Annotated in this window: 15 protein-coding genes; 13 read left to right on the forward strand and 2 right to left on the reverse strand. The window is 67.3% G+C overall.

What is annotated here, in order from left to right; all coding sequences use genetic code 11:
• Position 1 precedes the first annotated feature (1 nt).
• From SPHN_RS12445 to SPHN_RS12455, 3 genes are all read left to right on the forward strand, one after another.
• A complete protein-coding gene (locus tag SPHN_RS12445) occupies positions 2-2,143 on the forward strand; it encodes a phage tail protein (protein ID WP_248523771.1) in 2,142 nt (713 codons plus the stop codon).
• 73 nt (positions 2,144-2,216) lie between these two features.
• Positions 2,217-2,720 carry a DUF2793 domain-containing protein gene (locus SPHN_RS12450; protein ID WP_248523773.1) on the forward strand — a complete coding sequence of 168 codons (504 nt, stop codon included), beginning with the start codon at positions 2,217-2,219 and terminating at the stop codon, positions 2,718-2,720.
• Positions 2,721-2,839: 119 nt separating this feature from the next.
• Positions 2,840-3,961, forward strand: a complete 1,122-nt coding sequence (locus tag SPHN_RS12455; protein WP_248523775.1) for an OmpA family protein — start codon at positions 2,840-2,842, stop codon at positions 3,959-3,961.
• A gap of 582 nt (positions 3,962-4,543) precedes the next feature.
• On the opposite strand, the gene SPHN_RS12460 is transcribed toward SPHN_RS12455, so the two are convergent.
• On the reverse strand, positions 4,544-5,299 hold the full coding sequence (locus SPHN_RS12460; RefSeq protein WP_248523777.1) for a YgfZ/GcvT domain-containing protein: 756 nt from the start codon (positions 5,297-5,299) through the stop codon (positions 4,544-4,546).
• A gap of 98 nt (positions 5,300-5,397) precedes the next feature.
• Between SPHN_RS12460 and pyrC the strand changes: the two genes are divergently transcribed.
• Positions 5,398-6,435: a dihydroorotase gene (pyrC, locus tag SPHN_RS12465; RefSeq protein WP_248523779.1), complete on the forward strand. Its 1,038-nt coding sequence runs from the start codon at positions 5,398-5,400 to the stop codon at positions 6,433-6,435.
• Between the two features lie 106 nt (positions 6,436-6,541).
• Here the strand turns inward: pyrC and SPHN_RS12470 are convergent, their stop codons facing one another.
• Positions 6,542-6,886, reverse strand: coding sequence for a hypothetical protein (locus SPHN_RS12470; RefSeq protein WP_248523781.1), 345 nt, complete (start codon positions 6,884-6,886; stop codon positions 6,542-6,544).
• 134 nt (positions 6,887-7,020) lie between these two features.
• On the opposite strand from SPHN_RS12470, the gene SPHN_RS12475 reads away from it, so the two are divergent.
• From SPHN_RS12475 to SPHN_RS12515, 9 genes are all read left to right on the forward strand, one after another.
• Positions 7,021-9,513: a helicase-related protein gene (locus SPHN_RS12475; protein ID WP_248523783.1), complete on the forward strand. Its 2,493-nt coding sequence runs from the start codon at positions 7,021-7,023 to the stop codon at positions 9,511-9,513.
• 7 nt (positions 9,514-9,520) lie between these two features.
• Positions 9,521-9,814 (forward strand): RNA-binding S4 domain-containing protein, encoded by a 294-nt coding sequence (locus tag SPHN_RS12480; protein ID WP_248523785.1) that lies wholly within the window; start codon positions 9,521-9,523, stop codon positions 9,812-9,814.
• Between the two features lie 413 nt (positions 9,815-10,227).
• Complete coding sequence (gene fdxA, locus SPHN_RS12485; protein WP_031393648.1) at positions 10,228-10,569, forward strand: ferredoxin FdxA; 342 nt, start codon at positions 10,228-10,230, stop codon at positions 10,567-10,569.
• Between the two features lie 203 nt (positions 10,570-10,772).
• Positions 10,773-11,306, forward strand: coding sequence for a CarD family transcriptional regulator (locus SPHN_RS12490; RefSeq protein WP_056053923.1), 534 nt, complete (start codon positions 10,773-10,775; stop codon positions 11,304-11,306).
• A gap of 498 nt (positions 11,307-11,804) precedes the next feature.
• Positions 11,805-12,116, forward strand: a complete 312-nt coding sequence (locus SPHN_RS12495) for a hypothetical protein (protein ID WP_248523787.1) — start codon at positions 11,805-11,807, stop codon at positions 12,114-12,116.
• Between the two features lie 84 nt (positions 12,117-12,200).
• Positions 12,201-12,944 (forward strand): hypothetical protein, encoded by a 744-nt coding sequence (locus SPHN_RS12500; protein ID WP_248523789.1) that lies wholly within the window; start codon positions 12,201-12,203, stop codon positions 12,942-12,944.
• Between the two features lie 27 nt (positions 12,945-12,971).
• Positions 12,972-13,334: a Rap1a/Tai family immunity protein gene (locus SPHN_RS12505; RefSeq protein ID WP_248523790.1), complete on the forward strand. Its 363-nt coding sequence runs from the start codon at positions 12,972-12,974 to the stop codon at positions 13,332-13,334.
• A 222-nt stretch (positions 13,335-13,556) separates the two neighbouring features.
• Positions 13,557-14,288 (forward strand): head GIN domain-containing protein, encoded by a 732-nt coding sequence (locus SPHN_RS12510; protein WP_248523792.1) that lies wholly within the window; start codon positions 13,557-13,559, stop codon positions 14,286-14,288.
• A 51-nt stretch (positions 14,289-14,339) separates the two neighbouring features.
• Positions 14,340-15,083 (forward strand): GIN domain-containing protein, encoded by a 744-nt coding sequence (locus tag SPHN_RS12515; RefSeq protein WP_248523794.1) that lies wholly within the window; start codon positions 14,340-14,342, stop codon positions 15,081-15,083.
• The last annotated feature ends 281 nt before the right edge of the window (positions 15,084-15,364 follow it).

Here is a 15,364-nt window from a genome sequence, read left to right on the forward strand (position 1 = left end):
CATGGCGACCTTGGTATTGACCGCGGTGGGGACTGCCGTGGGCGGGCCGATTGGCGGCGCGATCGGCGCGCTGATCGGGCAGTCGGTGGATCATACGCTCTTCGGCACGCGGAAGGAGGGGCCGCGGCTGGTCGAGCTGGCGGTGCAGACGTCGTCTTACGGGGCGCAGATTCCGAAGCTGTTCGGGACGATGCGCGTGGCGGGGACGGTGATCTGGGCGACCGACCTGATCGAGAGTCGCTCGACGTCGCGCGGCGGCAAGGGGCAGCCGAGCACCTCGACCTACTCCTATGCGGCGTCGTTCGCGGTGCTGTTGTCGGCGCGCGCCGTGCTCGGCGTGGGGCGGATCTGGGCGGAGGGGAAGCTGCTGCGCGGGGCGGCGGGTGACTTCAAGACGGCGACCGGGTTTCGGTTGCATCTGGGGGGCGAGGATCAGGCGGTGGATCCCTTGATCGCGTCCGCCGAAGGGGCGTCGCCGGCATATCGCGGGTGCGCCTACGCGGTGTTCGAGATGTTGCAGCTGGCGGATTTCGGGAATCGGATCCCTTCGCTGACGTTCGAGGTGATTGCGGACGAGGGCGTGGTGCTGGTGTCGACGATCGCGAAGGCGCTGGCGGTGGAGGTCTCGGGGGCCGCCTCGCTGGCGGTGGGCGGGTTTGCGGCATCGGGCGGGAGCGTTCGGGCGGTGCTCGAGATGTTGGGGCAGGCTGGCGGGGCCTGGTTTGCGCCTGCTGGGGCGGGGCTGTTGATGCGGGACGCGGCGGGGGCGACCGTCGCCGTGGCCGATGAGGGGTTTGCGGTTTCGGGGAAGGGCGTGCGGCGGGCTCGGGCTGTGGCGGCGATCGAGACCGTGCCGCGGACGGTGACGGTCGGCTATTATGACGCGGCGCGGGATTACCAGGCGGGGGTGCAGCGGGCGCGGCGGCCGGGAGCCGGCGTGCGCGACCTGTCGGTCGAGGTGCCGGCGGTGCTGGAGGCTGGGGCGGCGAAGACGGTGGCGGAGGCGATGCTCGCTCGGGCCGAGGCTGGGCGGGTGCGTCGGACCGTAGCGGCGGGGTTTGGGGCGATGGCGATTGCGCCCGGGGCTTGCGTGACGGTTGCCGGCGAGGGCGGCGTGTGGCGGGTGGCCGACGTCAGTATCGAGGGGATGGTGACGACCCTGGGGCTGGTGCCGCTGGTGGCGGCGTCGCTGCCGGCGACCGCGACGAGCGGACGGGTTTCGGGGGCGGTCGATGCGGTCGTCGGGGCGACGATCCTGCGCGCGTTCGAGGTTCCGGGGTTGGAGGAGACGCCGTTGCGCGCGCCGCGGATGACGGTGGTTGCGGCCGGCTCGGGGGCGGCGTGGCGGCAGGCGGCTCTGCTCTACAGTGTGGATGACGGGGTGAGTTGGGTGGCGGCCGGAGCGACGGCTGCGCCTGCGGTGCTGGGGACGATCGCGGTCGTAGCGTCGGGGGCGCCAGCGACTCTGGTCGACCGTCGGGGGGTGTTCGAGATCGTCCTGGCGCATGCGGACATGGAACTGGGCGATGCGGATGCGGCGGCGCTCGATCGGGGTGTAAACCTGGCGCTGGTCGGCGATGAACTCGTCCAGTTCGCGCGGGCGGAACCTTTGGGTGGCGCACGGTGGCGGTTGAGCGGGTTGCTTCGGGGGCGGCGGGGGAGCGAGGCTGCCATCGGCTTGCAGGTCGCTGAGGATCGGTTCGTGCTGCTTCAAGCGGAGGCGGCGCGGACGTTCGACCTGCCGCTGTCGGTGCTCGGGCGTGAGGTGCGCGTGATGGCCTCGGGGGTGGGTGATGCCACCCCGGTCGAGACGCGGTGCGTGATGCGGGGAGCGTCGGTGGTGCCGCCATCGCCGGTGCATCTGGGATCCTTTGCCGAAGCGGACGGGAGCGCGACGGTGAAGTGGACTCGGCGCAGCAGGGCGGGGTGGCGCTGGATCGATGGCGTCGATGCGCCGCTGTCCGAGGAGGTCGAGGCGTACCGGGTGACGGTCACCGCCGGGGGAACCGCACGCGAGGTCGAGATGGCCGTCCCGTTCGTGGCGGTGACCGCGGCCGAGCGTGCCGCCTCTGCCAGCGTGGCGGTCCGGCAGCGCGGCGTCTTCGGCGAGTCGCTGGCGGCGGACCTGATCGTACCGGCCTGAAATCGAACGGGCTTGAAAATCGAACAGGCCTAAAAAACCGAACGGGCCTGAAAATCGAACGGGGGAACGAATGATGAGCGACGACATGACATCGCGGCTGGCATTGCCGTTGTTGCAGCCCGGACAGGCGCAGAAGGAAACGACGCATAACGAGGCGCTCGCGCTGCTCGACCTGGCGGTACAGGCGAGCGTGCTGGCGGTGGGAACCGAAGCGCCGCCGGCGAACCCGGTGGCTGGGAACGCGTGGATCGTCGGCGCCGCGCCGACCGGCGGCTGGGCTGGGCAGGCGCAGGCGATCGCGGGCTGGACGAGCGGCGGGTGGCGGTTCGTGGCTCCGCGCGACGGGATGGCGGTGTGGAGCGTGACCGACGGGCAGGTCGCGCGGTTCGGCGGCGGGGCGTGGACGCTGGGCGTGCTGGCCGGATCGCGTGTATCGATCGGCGGAGTCGACGTTGTCGGGCCGCGCCGGGCGGCGATTCCCGATCCCACCGGCGGCACCGTCGTCGACGCGCAGACCAGGACCGCGATTTTCGCCATATTGGGCTGTTTACGCGGCCACGGGTTGATTGGCGGCTGAAACACCCCAAAAACTGTGTCGTTCCGGCAACACATCCAACATTTGTGAACTTGCGTGGAAACAACCCCGAGGATAGGGAGTTTGCGATGTCCGTGTGACACTCATGAAAGGGGATTAGTATGCGGAAGCTTGCCGTCGTTCTGGCACTCGCCTCCACCGCACTCGCCACTCCCGCCCTCGCCCGCGATAAGTCGTGGTACGTAGGCGTCGAAGGCGGTGCGATGATCGTTGAAGACATCGACTATGATATCGGCGCATTGAACAATGCCGGTTCGGTCGATCATGACTATGGTTACGATGTCGACGCCGTAATGGGCTACGACTTTGGCGGTTTCCGCCTCGAAACCGAAGTCGGCTACCGCAAGGCAACCGTGGACGGCTACTCGTCGACCACGACCACGCCTGTGTTCGGTCCGACCGGTGCACGCGGTAACGCGATCACTGGTAACTACGACAACGCCGGTGGCTCGTCGTCGGCTCTCAGCTTCATGCTGAACGGCCTTCTGGACTTCGGTCCGGACGATGGCATCCAGGGCTTTATCGGCGGTGGTGTTGGTGTTGCTCGCGTCAAGGCGCAGTACGCACTCAACAACAACGGCGATTTCCTGAACGACTCGGACACCGTGTTCGCGTATCAGGGCCTGGCCGGTATCCGTGCACCGCTGACCGATCACATCGACGCGACGCTGAAGTATCGTTTCTTCAACGCCGAGAACGTCAAGCTGGTCGACGTTTCGAACCGCGTGTTCGACGGTCGCTTCCGTTCGCACAGCATCCTTGGTGGTGTGACGTACAACTTCGGCGAGCCTGCTGCTCCGCCGCCGCCGCCGCCGCCGCCGCCGCCGCCTCCCCCGCCTCCTCCGCCGCCGCCGGCGCCGGTCGAAGTGGTCTGCTCGCCTGGTCCGTTCATCGTGTTCTTCGAATGGGACAAGTCGGACATCACGCCAGAGGCAGCGTCGATCCTCGACAACGCGATCACGCAGTACCAGTCGTGCGGCAACGCACAGGTCATGCTCGCAGGTCACGCGGACAAGTCGGGTTCGGCTTCGTACAACGTTGGTCTGTCGCAGCGCCGCGCAGATGGCGTGAAGGCATACCTGTCTTCGCATGCCATCCCGGACAGCGTCATCTCGACGGAAGCATTCGGCGAGAGCCGTCCGCGCGTCGAGACCGCCGATGGCGTTCGCGAAGTGCAGAACCGTCGCGTGGAAGTCACCTACGGTCCGGGTTCGGGCCAGTAAGACTTTCGCCAATCGGCCCTCGGGTCGGTTACGGAATGAAGATCGGGGAGGTTGGCGCAAGCCGGCCTCCCTTTTCTTTTGTGCTTTGCGCGAGCGGGGTTTGAGCCGCGGGTTTCTTGGATTTGGTAGGTGTCGATTCTTTTCGCGCGGAGGCGCGGAGGCGCGGAGATTGATCGTTCCGAGAGAGCGCGTCCGCGAATGCCGCTTTCGAGTATCGGCTTCGCCCTTCAGCAACCTGATCGGCCGACGTGCCACCACATTCTCAAGCGGAAACTCTCCGCGCCTCCGCGCCTCTGCGCGAACAAACTCTCTGACTTCCGACCTGATCGACTGGCGGTGCTCAGCGAAGCGTCGATGTGTTCACGCAAAGGCGCAAAAGGCGCGAAGAGGGTTCGGGCGGGGCAGCGTTGCCTGCTATTGCACGGGCCTTTTAGAATGACTGCGCCGATTGTCCGATCGTGGACGGTCGAGCAGTTTCGTCGGGGGCTAAGATCTTCGCGCCCCTTCGGCGAAGCTCAGGACCGCTTTGCGCCTTCGCGTGAACGCATCTTCCTGCAGGCACATGCGACGCAAAGTGAGGCGTTATACCGTCGTCGGGGCGCCTTCGGCCAAGGCGGCCGCGAGCCAGTCGGGGATCAGCGCGTCGCCGAGCGCCTCGACGCGGCGGTGTTCGATCATCAGACCGCGATCGGGGTAGGTGACGCGGGTGCGGGCACTTGGTTCGGTGAAGGGGGCGACGACGAGGCGGCGGTTGACCTTCGACCGGTGGTGCATGCGCGCGGTGTTCTCCTGGCCGACATAGCACCCCTTGGTGAAGCTGACGCCGTTCAGCTCACGCGCGTTGCATTCGAGCCACAGCGTTTCGCCATTGCCGAGTTCGGCGATGCCTTCGGTGACGCCAAGCGAAAGGCGATGCGTGTGCCAGCCGGTTGCCGGTGCGCCGGCTGGGCCGAGCCAGCGGTGGCCGAGTGCCGCGAGGCGCGGGTCGGGGACGCCCTGGTTTCCGGTCGGGGACCAGTGGACCTTCGTTTCGTCGGATTGGAGCGTGATCGCGCGACGCAGGCGGTAGAGTGTCAGGCGCTTCGTGAGTGCCTCGGCCTGAGTTGCCTCGACGTCGATCAGCACGTCGTCGCCGTCCGCCCAGAGGATGAAGTCGAACAGCACCTTGCCTTGCGGCGACAGCAACGCGGCCCAGGCGGGTGTGTCGGGGGTGAGCAATGCGGTGTCGGCGGTGACCAGCCCTTGCAGGAAGCCGCGAACGTCTTCGCCGGAGACGCGGATCACGCTGCGGTCTGCGAGCATCGTGGGGGGCGTCGTTGCGGGGGTGGGCTGGTCCATCCTTACCACCTAGTGCGCGTGGGGCGATTTCCAAGCGCGGCCGGATTTGACGCGGGGGGCGGCTGGCATCTCCGCGCGTGCGCCGATAGGAGGGCGGCATGACCGAGCGCCTCACGATCCGCCGCCCCGACGACTGGCATGTCCACCTGCGCGACGGCGCGATGCTGGAGGCGGTGGCGGGGCATACCGCGCGGCAGTTCGCGCGCGCGATCATCATGCCTAACCTGACGCCACCGGTGACCTCGATCGACGCCGCAAAGGCCTATCGCGAGCGGATCATGGCCGCGTTGGGCGCGGGGACGACCTTCACGCCGCTGATGACGTATTATCTCACCGACGGCACCGATCCGGCCGAGCTCGAGCGTGGCTATGCCGAGGGCGTGTTCGCCGCGTGCAAGCTGTACCCCGCGCATGCGACGACCAATTCGGCGCACGGCGTCACCGATATCCGCGCGCTGACGGCCGTGCTCGAGACGTTGCAGCGGATCGGCATGCCGCTGCTGATCCACGGCGAGGTGACCGACAAGTCGATCGATATCTTCGACCGCGAGGCGGTGTTCGTCGAGCGCGTGCTGACGCCGCTGGTGCGTGAGTATCCGGGGCTGAAGATCGTGCTGGAGCATATCACGACCGCGGAGGCGGCGGCGTTCGTGGCCGAGGCGGATCATCCGATCGGCGCGACGATCACGCCGCAGCACCTGATGATCAACCGCAACGCGCTGTTCGATGGTGGGCTCAGGCCACACGCTTACTGCCTGCCGGTGCTGAAGCGCGAGACGCATCGGCTCGCGGTGCGCGCGGCGGCGGTGTCGGGATCGCCGCGGTTTTTCCTAGGGACGGATAGCGCGCCGCATGTCGTCGGGGCGAAGGAGTCCGGGTGCGGGTGCGCCGGGATCTTCAATGCGCCGTTCGCGCTGGAGGCCTACGCGCGGGTGTTCGACGAGGAGGGCGCGCTCGACAGGTTCGAGGGGTTCGCGTCCGAGCATGGCGCGCGGTTCTACGGGTTGCCGTTGAACGAAGGGACGGTGACGTTGGTGCGCGGCGATGCCGAGGTGCCGGCGTCGATCGGGGCGGGGGAGACGGCGGTGGTGCCGTTCCTCGCGGGGACCAATGTCGGGTGGCGGTTCGAGGGGTAGGCGCGGGCTGTTTGGAGGTAGCGTCGTCCCACACCCGTCATCCTCACGAAAGTCAGGACCCAGGGTGACGAGCGCTATCGTCTTTGGCTCTGGGTCCTGACTTTCGTCAGGATGACGGGGCGGTCAGCCGGTCGAGCCACAACCGCGCTTCCTTCTGTTCGCCGACCGCGCTGGCGCTGACCGGGCCGCGCGCGGCGAAGAAGTCGGCGTGGAGCGCGAACGGCTCCATCATCAGGCGATCGCGCATCGCGGCGATGTCGTCGCCCATCTCGGTGAGCGCGTCGATCGTCGGCGCGATCGCGGCGCGGACGCGGCGGTCTGGCGTGCGGTCGAACAGGCCGAGCGAACCGGCGGCGGTCTTTTCCAGCGCCGCGATCAGGGTCGCGCGATAGTCGGTTTCGAGATCCTCGCGCTGGGCGTCGAGGCGGGCGAGGCGGTCGGGTTTTGCCATGGTCCCGGCCTAGCGTGTCGGCCGGGATGGTCAACGCGCGCCTGCCTCGACCCGACCGACTCTGCGGGGCGTCCGGCGACGCAATTGCGCGCAGGTCATTGCGCACGCCCGCTTTACCCCCGATGTTGTCGGCCATGAGCGACGATGTCTCCGCTGGCGTGACCGCGGTCCTCGGCCCGACCAACACGGGCAAGACGCACCTCGCGATCGAGCGGATGTGCGCGCATTCCAGTGGCATGATCGGCTTTCCGCTGAGACTGCTTGCGCGCGAGGTTTACGACCGGGTGGTCGCGATCAAGGGCGCTAACCGCGTTGCGCTGGTGACCGGCGAAGAGAAGATCGTGCCGCCCGATGCACGCTGGTTCCTGTGTACCGCCGAATCGATGCCCGATCGCGACGTTGCCTTTGTCGGGATCGACGAAGCGCAACTGGGCGCCGATCCGGAGCGCGGTCACGTTTTCACTGACCGATTGCTCCGCGCGCGGGGACGGGAGGAGACGATGATCCTCGGCTCGGAGGCGTTGCGGCCGATGATCAAGAAGCTCGTTCCCGACGCGGAGATCGTCAACCGGCCGCGCTTCTCGACGCTGACCTATGCAGGCGCGAAGAAGATCAGCCGGCTGCCGAAGCGGTCGGCGATCGTCGCGTTCTCGGCGGAGGAAGTGTACGCGGTCGCCGAGATGTTGCGGCGTCTGCGCGGTGGTGCCGCGGTCGTGATGGGGGCGCTCAGCCCTCGGACCCGCAATGCGCAGGTGGCGATGTTTCAGGCGGGCGAGGTCGATTATCTGGTCGCCACCGATGCGATCGGGATGGGGCTCAACATGGACGTCGCGCATGTCGCGTTCGCCAGTCTCAACAAGTTCGACGGCAAGCGCCAGCGTCGGCTGACGGTGGCGGAGATGGCGCAGATCGCGGGGCGTGCGGGGCGACACCAGCGCGACGGCACGTTCGGCGCGCTGTCGGACGATGGCCCCGGCGCGTTCCTGCCTGAGGAAGTGCTGGCGATCGAGGAGCATCGGTTTCCGCGCCTCGAAAGCCTCTATTGGCGGCAGGGCGAGCCCGATTTCTCCAGCATCGACGCCCTGGTGGCCAGTCTCGAAGCGCGTCCGCCCGCCGGTGTCCTGCGCGCTGCGCCACAAGCGCTCGATCTCGGCGTATTGAAGCGGTTGGCGGAGGAGGGTTGGGTGCGCGAGCGGGCGCGGCATCCGGCGATGGTTGCGCGGTTGTGGGCGGCGTGTGGCTTGCCCGATTTCCGGAAAGTCGGGCTCGATCCGCATGCGCGGTTCGTGTCGCGCGTGTTCGGGCATCTCAGCGAGGGGCGGGGGCATATCCCGCACCAGTGGTTCGCGGACGAGATCGCGCGGCTCGATACGGTGGCGGGCGACGTGCCGGTGATCGCCGGGCGGATCGCGGCGACGCGGATCTGGGCGTATATCGCACAGCGCGCCGATTGGCTCGCGGAGCCGACGCTGTGGGCGGCGCGTACCGCCGCGCTTGAAGAACGCCTGTCGGATGCGTTGCATGCCAGCCTGACGCAGCGGTTCGTCGACAAGCGCACGACTGCGTTGATGCGCCAGATCGGCGCGGATGCGGGCGCGTTGCCGGTGGTGATCGGTCCCGAAGGCGAGGTGATGGTCGAGGATCATTCGATCGGTCGCCTCGACGGGTTCCGGTTCACGGTGGCGGCGGATGCGCGGGCGAGCGATAAGCGGCTGTTGCTGGCGGCGGCGGAAAAGCGGCTGACCGGCGAGCGCTCGCGGCGTGGGCAGTCGCTGGTCGATGCGCCGGACGCGGATATCGCGCTCGACGATGCGGCGCAGGTGATCTGGGCGGGGCATGCGGTGGCTCGGCTGGCGGCGGGGCCGTCGTTCGCTCGGCCGAAACTGGTGCTCGATCGGTCGCTCGACTGCCTCGACAAGCCGGCGCGCGATCGGATTGAGGCGCGGCTGGCGCTTTGGCTTGGCGCGATGCTGAAGCGGCGGATCGCGGTGCTGGTCCATCTCGCTGAGGTGAGCCGCGATCCCAACGCCACGCCGGCGTTGCGGGCGGTTGCCAGTGCGATCGAGGAGGCCGGCGGGATCCTGCCACGGTTGCCGATGCGGCTCGCGCTCGACGCGATCGATCCCGAGGAGCGCAAGCGGTTGCGCAAGATCGGGATCACGGTCGGGGCGCTCGATCTGTTCGATGCGCGGTTGCTCAAGCCCGAGTCGGCGCGGTGGCGGCGTATCCTCGCGGCGGCCCGCGGGGTGACGATCACCGCTCCGCGTGATGGCGCTACGGTGCTGGCGCGTGGCAGCGAGGGTGCGGTTCTTGAGGCGGGGTTCCGTCCGCTCGGGCTGCAGGCGGTGCGGGTCGACCTGATCGAGCGGATCGCCCGGGCGGCGCACGATTCGCGCCAGGGGCGGACGCCGTTCGCGCCCGATCCGGCGCTGGCGACTTCGATCGGCGTCGATGCGGCGTCGCTGGAGCGGTTGATGGCCGAACTCGGGTTCAAGGCGCTGGCGGGGGATGCGCCGCGGTGGGTGTGGCGTGGTCGTCCGCCGGCGCGTGCCGTGGCGCCGACGCCGATCGATCCGTCGCGGCAGAACGCCTTTGCCGGACTCGCTGCACTGGTCCGCCATGGGTGAAGGCGCGATGCGGATCGATCGGTTCCTGTGGTTCGTGCGGCTGGCCAAGACGCGGAGCGCCGCGCAGGCGATCGCCGAGCGGGGCCACCTCCGCATTGATGGGCGCCCGATCGATCGTGCGCATTGCCCGGTGCGGGTTGGGAATGTGCTGACGTTTGCGGTGGAGGAGCGGGTGCGGGTGATCCGGGTCAAGGCTTTGCCGGCGCGGCGTGGGCCGGCGCCCGAGGCTCAAGGGTGTTATCAGGATTTGATTGCTGGACGGACGCCTGCCGGCACCGTTCGTGATCCTGCCTCGGAATAACCCGGGTCTCGATCGGTCTCGAACGACAGGCGTACCTCGTAGTTCGTCATGCCGGGCTCGTTCCGGCATCCACGGTGCCGCACATTCGATAGAGTTTGGTTCGCGGGACCGTGGACCCCGGAACCAGTCCGGGGTGACGGAGTGGTTCTGGCCGCACCTCGGCCAACGCCGGCCTTGATATTCTTTCCTGCAAGGGGGGGTGACGTAGAGCGAGGTAGGCGATCACCGCCGTTGCGTGTCCTCCCCCTCCGTCTGGCAAGTGCCAGCCACCTCCCCCTGGCGGGGGAGAATACGAGAGCGACAAAGCCTGATAACGTCTCGCAGAAGGCTTGCTATGATTGACGCGACGGGCGTGCGCGCATAGTCGCTGGCGCGTTCGTCGCCGGAAAGGAATCCGGCCCAGGAGTTCTGCAATGACCTACGTCGTCACCGATGCCTGCATCCGCTGCAAGTACATGGACTGCGTGGAAGTGTGCCCGGTCGACTGCTTCTACGAAGGCGAGAACATGCTGGTGATCAATCCCAGCGAATGCATCGACTGCGGCGTGTGCGAGCCCGAATGCCCCGCCGAGGCGATCCTGCCCGACACCGAGAGCGGGCTGGAGCAGTGGCTCGAGCTGAACACGACCTTCTCGGCGCAATGGCCCAACGTCACGCGCAACGACAACCAGACGCCGCCGGATGCCGACGCAATGAAGGGCGTCGAGGGCAAGTTCGACAAGTATTTCTCGCCCGAGCCCGGCGCAGGCGACTGATAAGAGGCGGCGAATCCCGAAAAGGGCAAGCCGCCTGCCACGTTCGGCTGGTAATTTTGTTGCAAAGCTGCTAGAAGAGTCCGCGACGGGCGCGATGATCTACGTCATCCGCTTGACGTGTAGACCTATCCCTCCCCCCGATGCAGCAGCGACGAGTCCTTCGTCGAGGCGTCGCGTGGAGGCCTGATCCGGAAAGGCCCCAAATGGCTGCCAAGGCACTGTCCTTCGATGTCGGTGATTTCGTCGTTTATCCCAAGCACGGGGTCGGCCGTGTGATCGAGCTCCAGCGCTCGGAAATCGCCGGCATGACACTGGAACTCTACGTCCTCCGGTTCGAGAAGGAGCGCATGACGCTCCGCGTGCCGACCAACAAGGCCGAAAGCGTCGGCATGCGCAAGCTGTCGTCCGACAAGACGATGCGCGAGGCGATGGACACGCTCAAGGGCAAGCCCAAGGTCAAGCGCACCATGTGGTCGCGCCGTGCGCAGGAATATGAGGCGAAGATCAACTCGGGCGACCTCGTGTCGATCGCCGAAGTGGTCCGCGATCTGTTCCGCGCCGACGACCAGCCCGAGCAGAGCTATTCCGAGCGCCAGATCTTCGAAGGCGCGACCAGCCGTCTCGCGCGCGAACTGGCGGCGATGGAAGAGCTCGACGAGCCCAAGGCGCAGGAGAAGATCCTCGACATCCTCCGCGCCGCGGCTGCGATCTATAACAAGGACAAGGTGCCGGCGTAACCGCTGGCTGCTTTGCCGAGACGAAAGGGCGGTCCCGCGGGGCCGCCCTTTTTCGTTTTGCACCGAACTCAACGATCCTCCCCCGCAAGGGGGAGGTGGCACCGAAGGTGACGGAGGGGGAGGACACGGAACCTACGTTGCCCTTACCGCCCACTCCGTCTGGCAAGTGCCAGCCACCTCCCCCTGGCGGGGGAGGATTGAAAGGTGGTGCCTCTCCACGACCATCCTGGCCTTTGAGGGCTGGTGCAAGTACCTCAAGTATATCCTGCGTTAAGTTTCGTTCATTCCGCGAATCTGAACGTAAGCTTGCCATCGATCAAGAAAGCGGCCGGCAGTATCGTTACACGCAAAATTCAGTCGCAGACTCCATCGTCGGACAAGTCTCACCCTACCGGCTGAACGTCTCGCCGGACGGAGCGACCGTCTCGCCGGATATCGATTGTCATTGCCCCGACTCTCCGCTGACTGACACCATCCATGTTTGGAAAGGTTAAGTCTATGCGTACGAATTTCCCGAAATACCCGACGGTTGCCTTGATCCTCATCGCCGGGGTCGGCCTGAGCGGTTGCGCCACGAAGGGCTTCGTCCGCGATCAGATCGCCGTGGTCAACACGCGGATCGACGGCATGGACGGCCGCTTGCGGACCGTCGAAGGCACCTCCGGCCAGGCACTCGCCCAGGCCCAGGCCGCCGCCGGCCAGTCGCAGCAGAACGGCCAGCGTATCGACCAGCTCAACGGCCGCGTCGATGGTCTCGACCAGCAGATGCAGATGCAGGCCCAGCAGCGCCAGCGCAAGCCGCGCGGCTAAGCCATCTTCGCTAATGTCAGCATCGACAGACAGCCTCGCCGGACGATATCCGGGGGGCTGTTTCGCCGTGCGTGCCACATGGGCATGGGCTTAGGACTCGTGCTTGCGTTCGTCGCACCGCAGGCCGCGTCGGCCGGCGAGACGAGGAGTGGGGCGGCGAGCAAGGCCGCCGTCGCCACCAAGTCGCGCAAGGCCAAGGTTCCGAAGCGGTCCCGCACCAAGGCCGCCAAGGCGGTCGAGACGGCCCCGCTGCTCCTTCCGGCGCAATCGGAGCCGGCGAGTCGCGTGATCGCCTGGATCGCGGCCGAGCACGACAATGCCGGGCTGCCCTATGTCGTCATCGACAAGCAGGCGGCATCGTTGCTGTTGTTCAGCGCGACGGGCGAGTTTCTCGGTCAGGCGCCCGTTCTGCTCGGCGTCGGCGTGGGGGATGATTCCTCGCCGGGCGTCGGTGCGAAGGACCTTGCCGATATCGGTCCGGCCGAGCGGACCACGCCGGCGGGGCGGTTCGTCTCGAAGTTCGGCCGCGCCTTCGGTCACCAGCGCGTGATCTGGGTCGATTATGCCAATTCGGTCGCGATCCACGCGGTGATCACCACGCACAAGAGCGAGCACCGGGTCGACAGGCTGTTGTCGCCGACGCCGGACGACAACCGCATCAGCTTCGGCTGCATCAACGTCGGCACCAAATTCTACACCCGGACGCTTACGCCACAGTTCCAGAAGAAGGGCGGCATCGTCTATATCCTGCCCGACACCAAATCGCTCGACGACGTGTTCCCACGCGTGCGCCTGTTGCCGTATGTCAGCGCCGCAGTCGGCAGCTAGGGCGCTGTCCGGCGCAGAGGAAACGTCATGATTTTACTGATGCTTGCCGGAGCCGCCGCGGCTGCCGGATCCGCCGACCGCCCCGCCGATCGAACACGCGATCGAGCTGTCGTGGTGAGTTCGCTCACGACCCAGCAGCTGCTCGAATATTGCCGGGGCAAGGACAGCGATCCGACCGCCAATTTCTGCACCGGCTACATCCTCGGCGAATTCGACGCGCTGTCCTTGGCGGGCGACATCTGCCCGTTGCCGGCCCGCGCCTCGAACATCGAGGTCGCAGCGGCGGTGCGGAAGTATCTCCGCGCACGGGCCAAGAAGACCGGCACCGGTGCGCCGTCCTTCGTCGCCCGCGATGCCCTGCGCGACGCCTATCCCTGCAAGAGGCGCTGATATTTGTAATCCTCCCCCGCCAGGGGGAGGTGGCTGGCCCTTGCCAGACGGAGGGGGAGGCAAGCGAAATCCCTGTTCCGTGTCCTCCCCCTCCGTCACCTTCGGCGACACCTCCCCCTTGCGGGGGAGGATTCCAGGGGCCACACATCCGCCGCCCCCGTAATTTCGCTTTGCAGCGCTTTCGATCAGGTGTATTGCTCAAACAATACACAGGAGGATGCGATGAACTTTCTTGCGCTCGGGCTGATCATACCTCTCGCCGCCTGCTCGTTCAGCTGGAACGACGACAAGGAGGGATCCGGGGTCGCCGCGGCGGGGTCGGGCACGACCCGCACCTTCCAGGTCACCGATTTCGACCAGATCGACCTGCGCGGGTCGGACGATGTCGACGTCCGCGTCGGCACCGGCTTCTCGGTCCGCGCCGAGGGGCCGAGCGAGCAGCTCGACCGGCTCCGGATCGAGCGCGACGGCGACACGCTCGACATCGGTCGCAAGAACGGCACGGGCTTCGGCTGGAGTAAGGGGGCGAACGTCAAGGTGTACGTCACGCTGCCGCGGCTGACCGAGGCGAACGTCTCGGGCTCCGGCAACATGGCGGTGGACCGGGTCGACGGCAGCGCGTTCGAAGGCGGGATCGCAGGGTCGGGCAACCTGACGATCGCCGCGGTGCAGGTGGAATCGGCGAAATTCTCGATCGCGGGCTCCGGTACCGCACGCGCCAGCGGGTCCGCACGCGATCTGAGCGTCGAGATCGCCGGCTCGGGCAATGTCGAGGCGGCGAAGCTCCAGGCGAAGTCCGCGAAGGTCGAGATCGCTGGTTCTGGCAGCGTCCGCGCGGTCGTCGACGGCCCGGCCAAGGTCGATATGATGGGCTCGGGCGACGTCGATCTCGGGCCGCGTTCGCGCTGCACGGTTTCCAAGATGGGCTCCGGGAGCGTCCGCTGCGGAAGCTGACTTGCGCGGGACGGCTTGCGAAGATCGGCGGGAGCGGCGACGGTCGCGGGCATGAGATACCTGCTCGCGCCACTGCTGCTCCTGTCCTCGCCGGCGTTCGCGCAAGGATCCGCCCAAGAATCCGGGGCCAGCCGGACGGTCTCGGTCGGCAGTTTCGACCGGGTCCGCGTCGAGGGGCCGTTCGAGGTGCGCGTCGCGATCGGCTCGCCGCGCGCGACAATCACCGGCGATTCCCGCATGACCGAAACCGTGGCGGTTCGCGTCGACGGGACGACGCTGTCGGTCCGCAAGGGCACCGGCGGCTGGGGCGAACAGCCGCGCACCAGAGGCTTGGGGCCGCTCGTGATCACGCTGTCGACGCCCGGACTGACCTCGGCCAGCGTCGCAGCCGGCGGGCGGCTGACGATCGCCAGGATGCGCGGGATGCGGGTCGACGTCACGGTCAGCGGTAACGGCAGCCTGTCGGTCGCGGCGGCCGACACCGACCAGTTGAACGCGACGCTGATCGGTACCGGCCAGATGACCCTCGCCGGCCGCGCGGCGCGCGCCCGGCTGGTGACGAGCGGGCCGGGCGCGATCGACGCGTCGGGGCTGGTGGTCGACGACCTGACCGTGCATCTGGATGGCGTCGGCGAGGTGAAGGCGGCGGCCCGGTACACGGCGCAGGTGACGAACAGCGGGCTCGGGACGGTCACGGTGACCGGCAACGCGAAATGCCGGGTGGATGCGGCGGCCGGTGGGCCGGTGGTGTGTGGGAAGGCTGGGGCTGCAGGGTCGGCGGGATCCACTCCCTGAGGGAAACAGGGGCGAGGTTGCCAACCTATTCTCGCCCGCTTTTACAGATCGGCTTCTGCGTGGCCGACCCAACCCGTATGTATCCGCATTCCCCTCAAATCCGTCACCCCAGCTAAAGCTGGGGTATCCCGCGGGGCAGGTGACGCCTGCCACACGGTGATATCCCAGCTTTCGCTGGGATGACGGAATTTGGGTGAATGCCGGGACCGCCTTTCCCGAAACCATCTAAGGGTCGGCATGACGGCTAAACGGCAGGTCATCGGCGCGAAAAGTAACCCGCC

Source organism: Sphingomonas faeni, assembly GCF_023195535.1.
In the GTDB taxonomy this organism is placed as follows: domain Bacteria; phylum Pseudomonadota; class Alphaproteobacteria; order Sphingomonadales; family Sphingomonadaceae; genus Sphingomonas; species Sphingomonas faeni_B.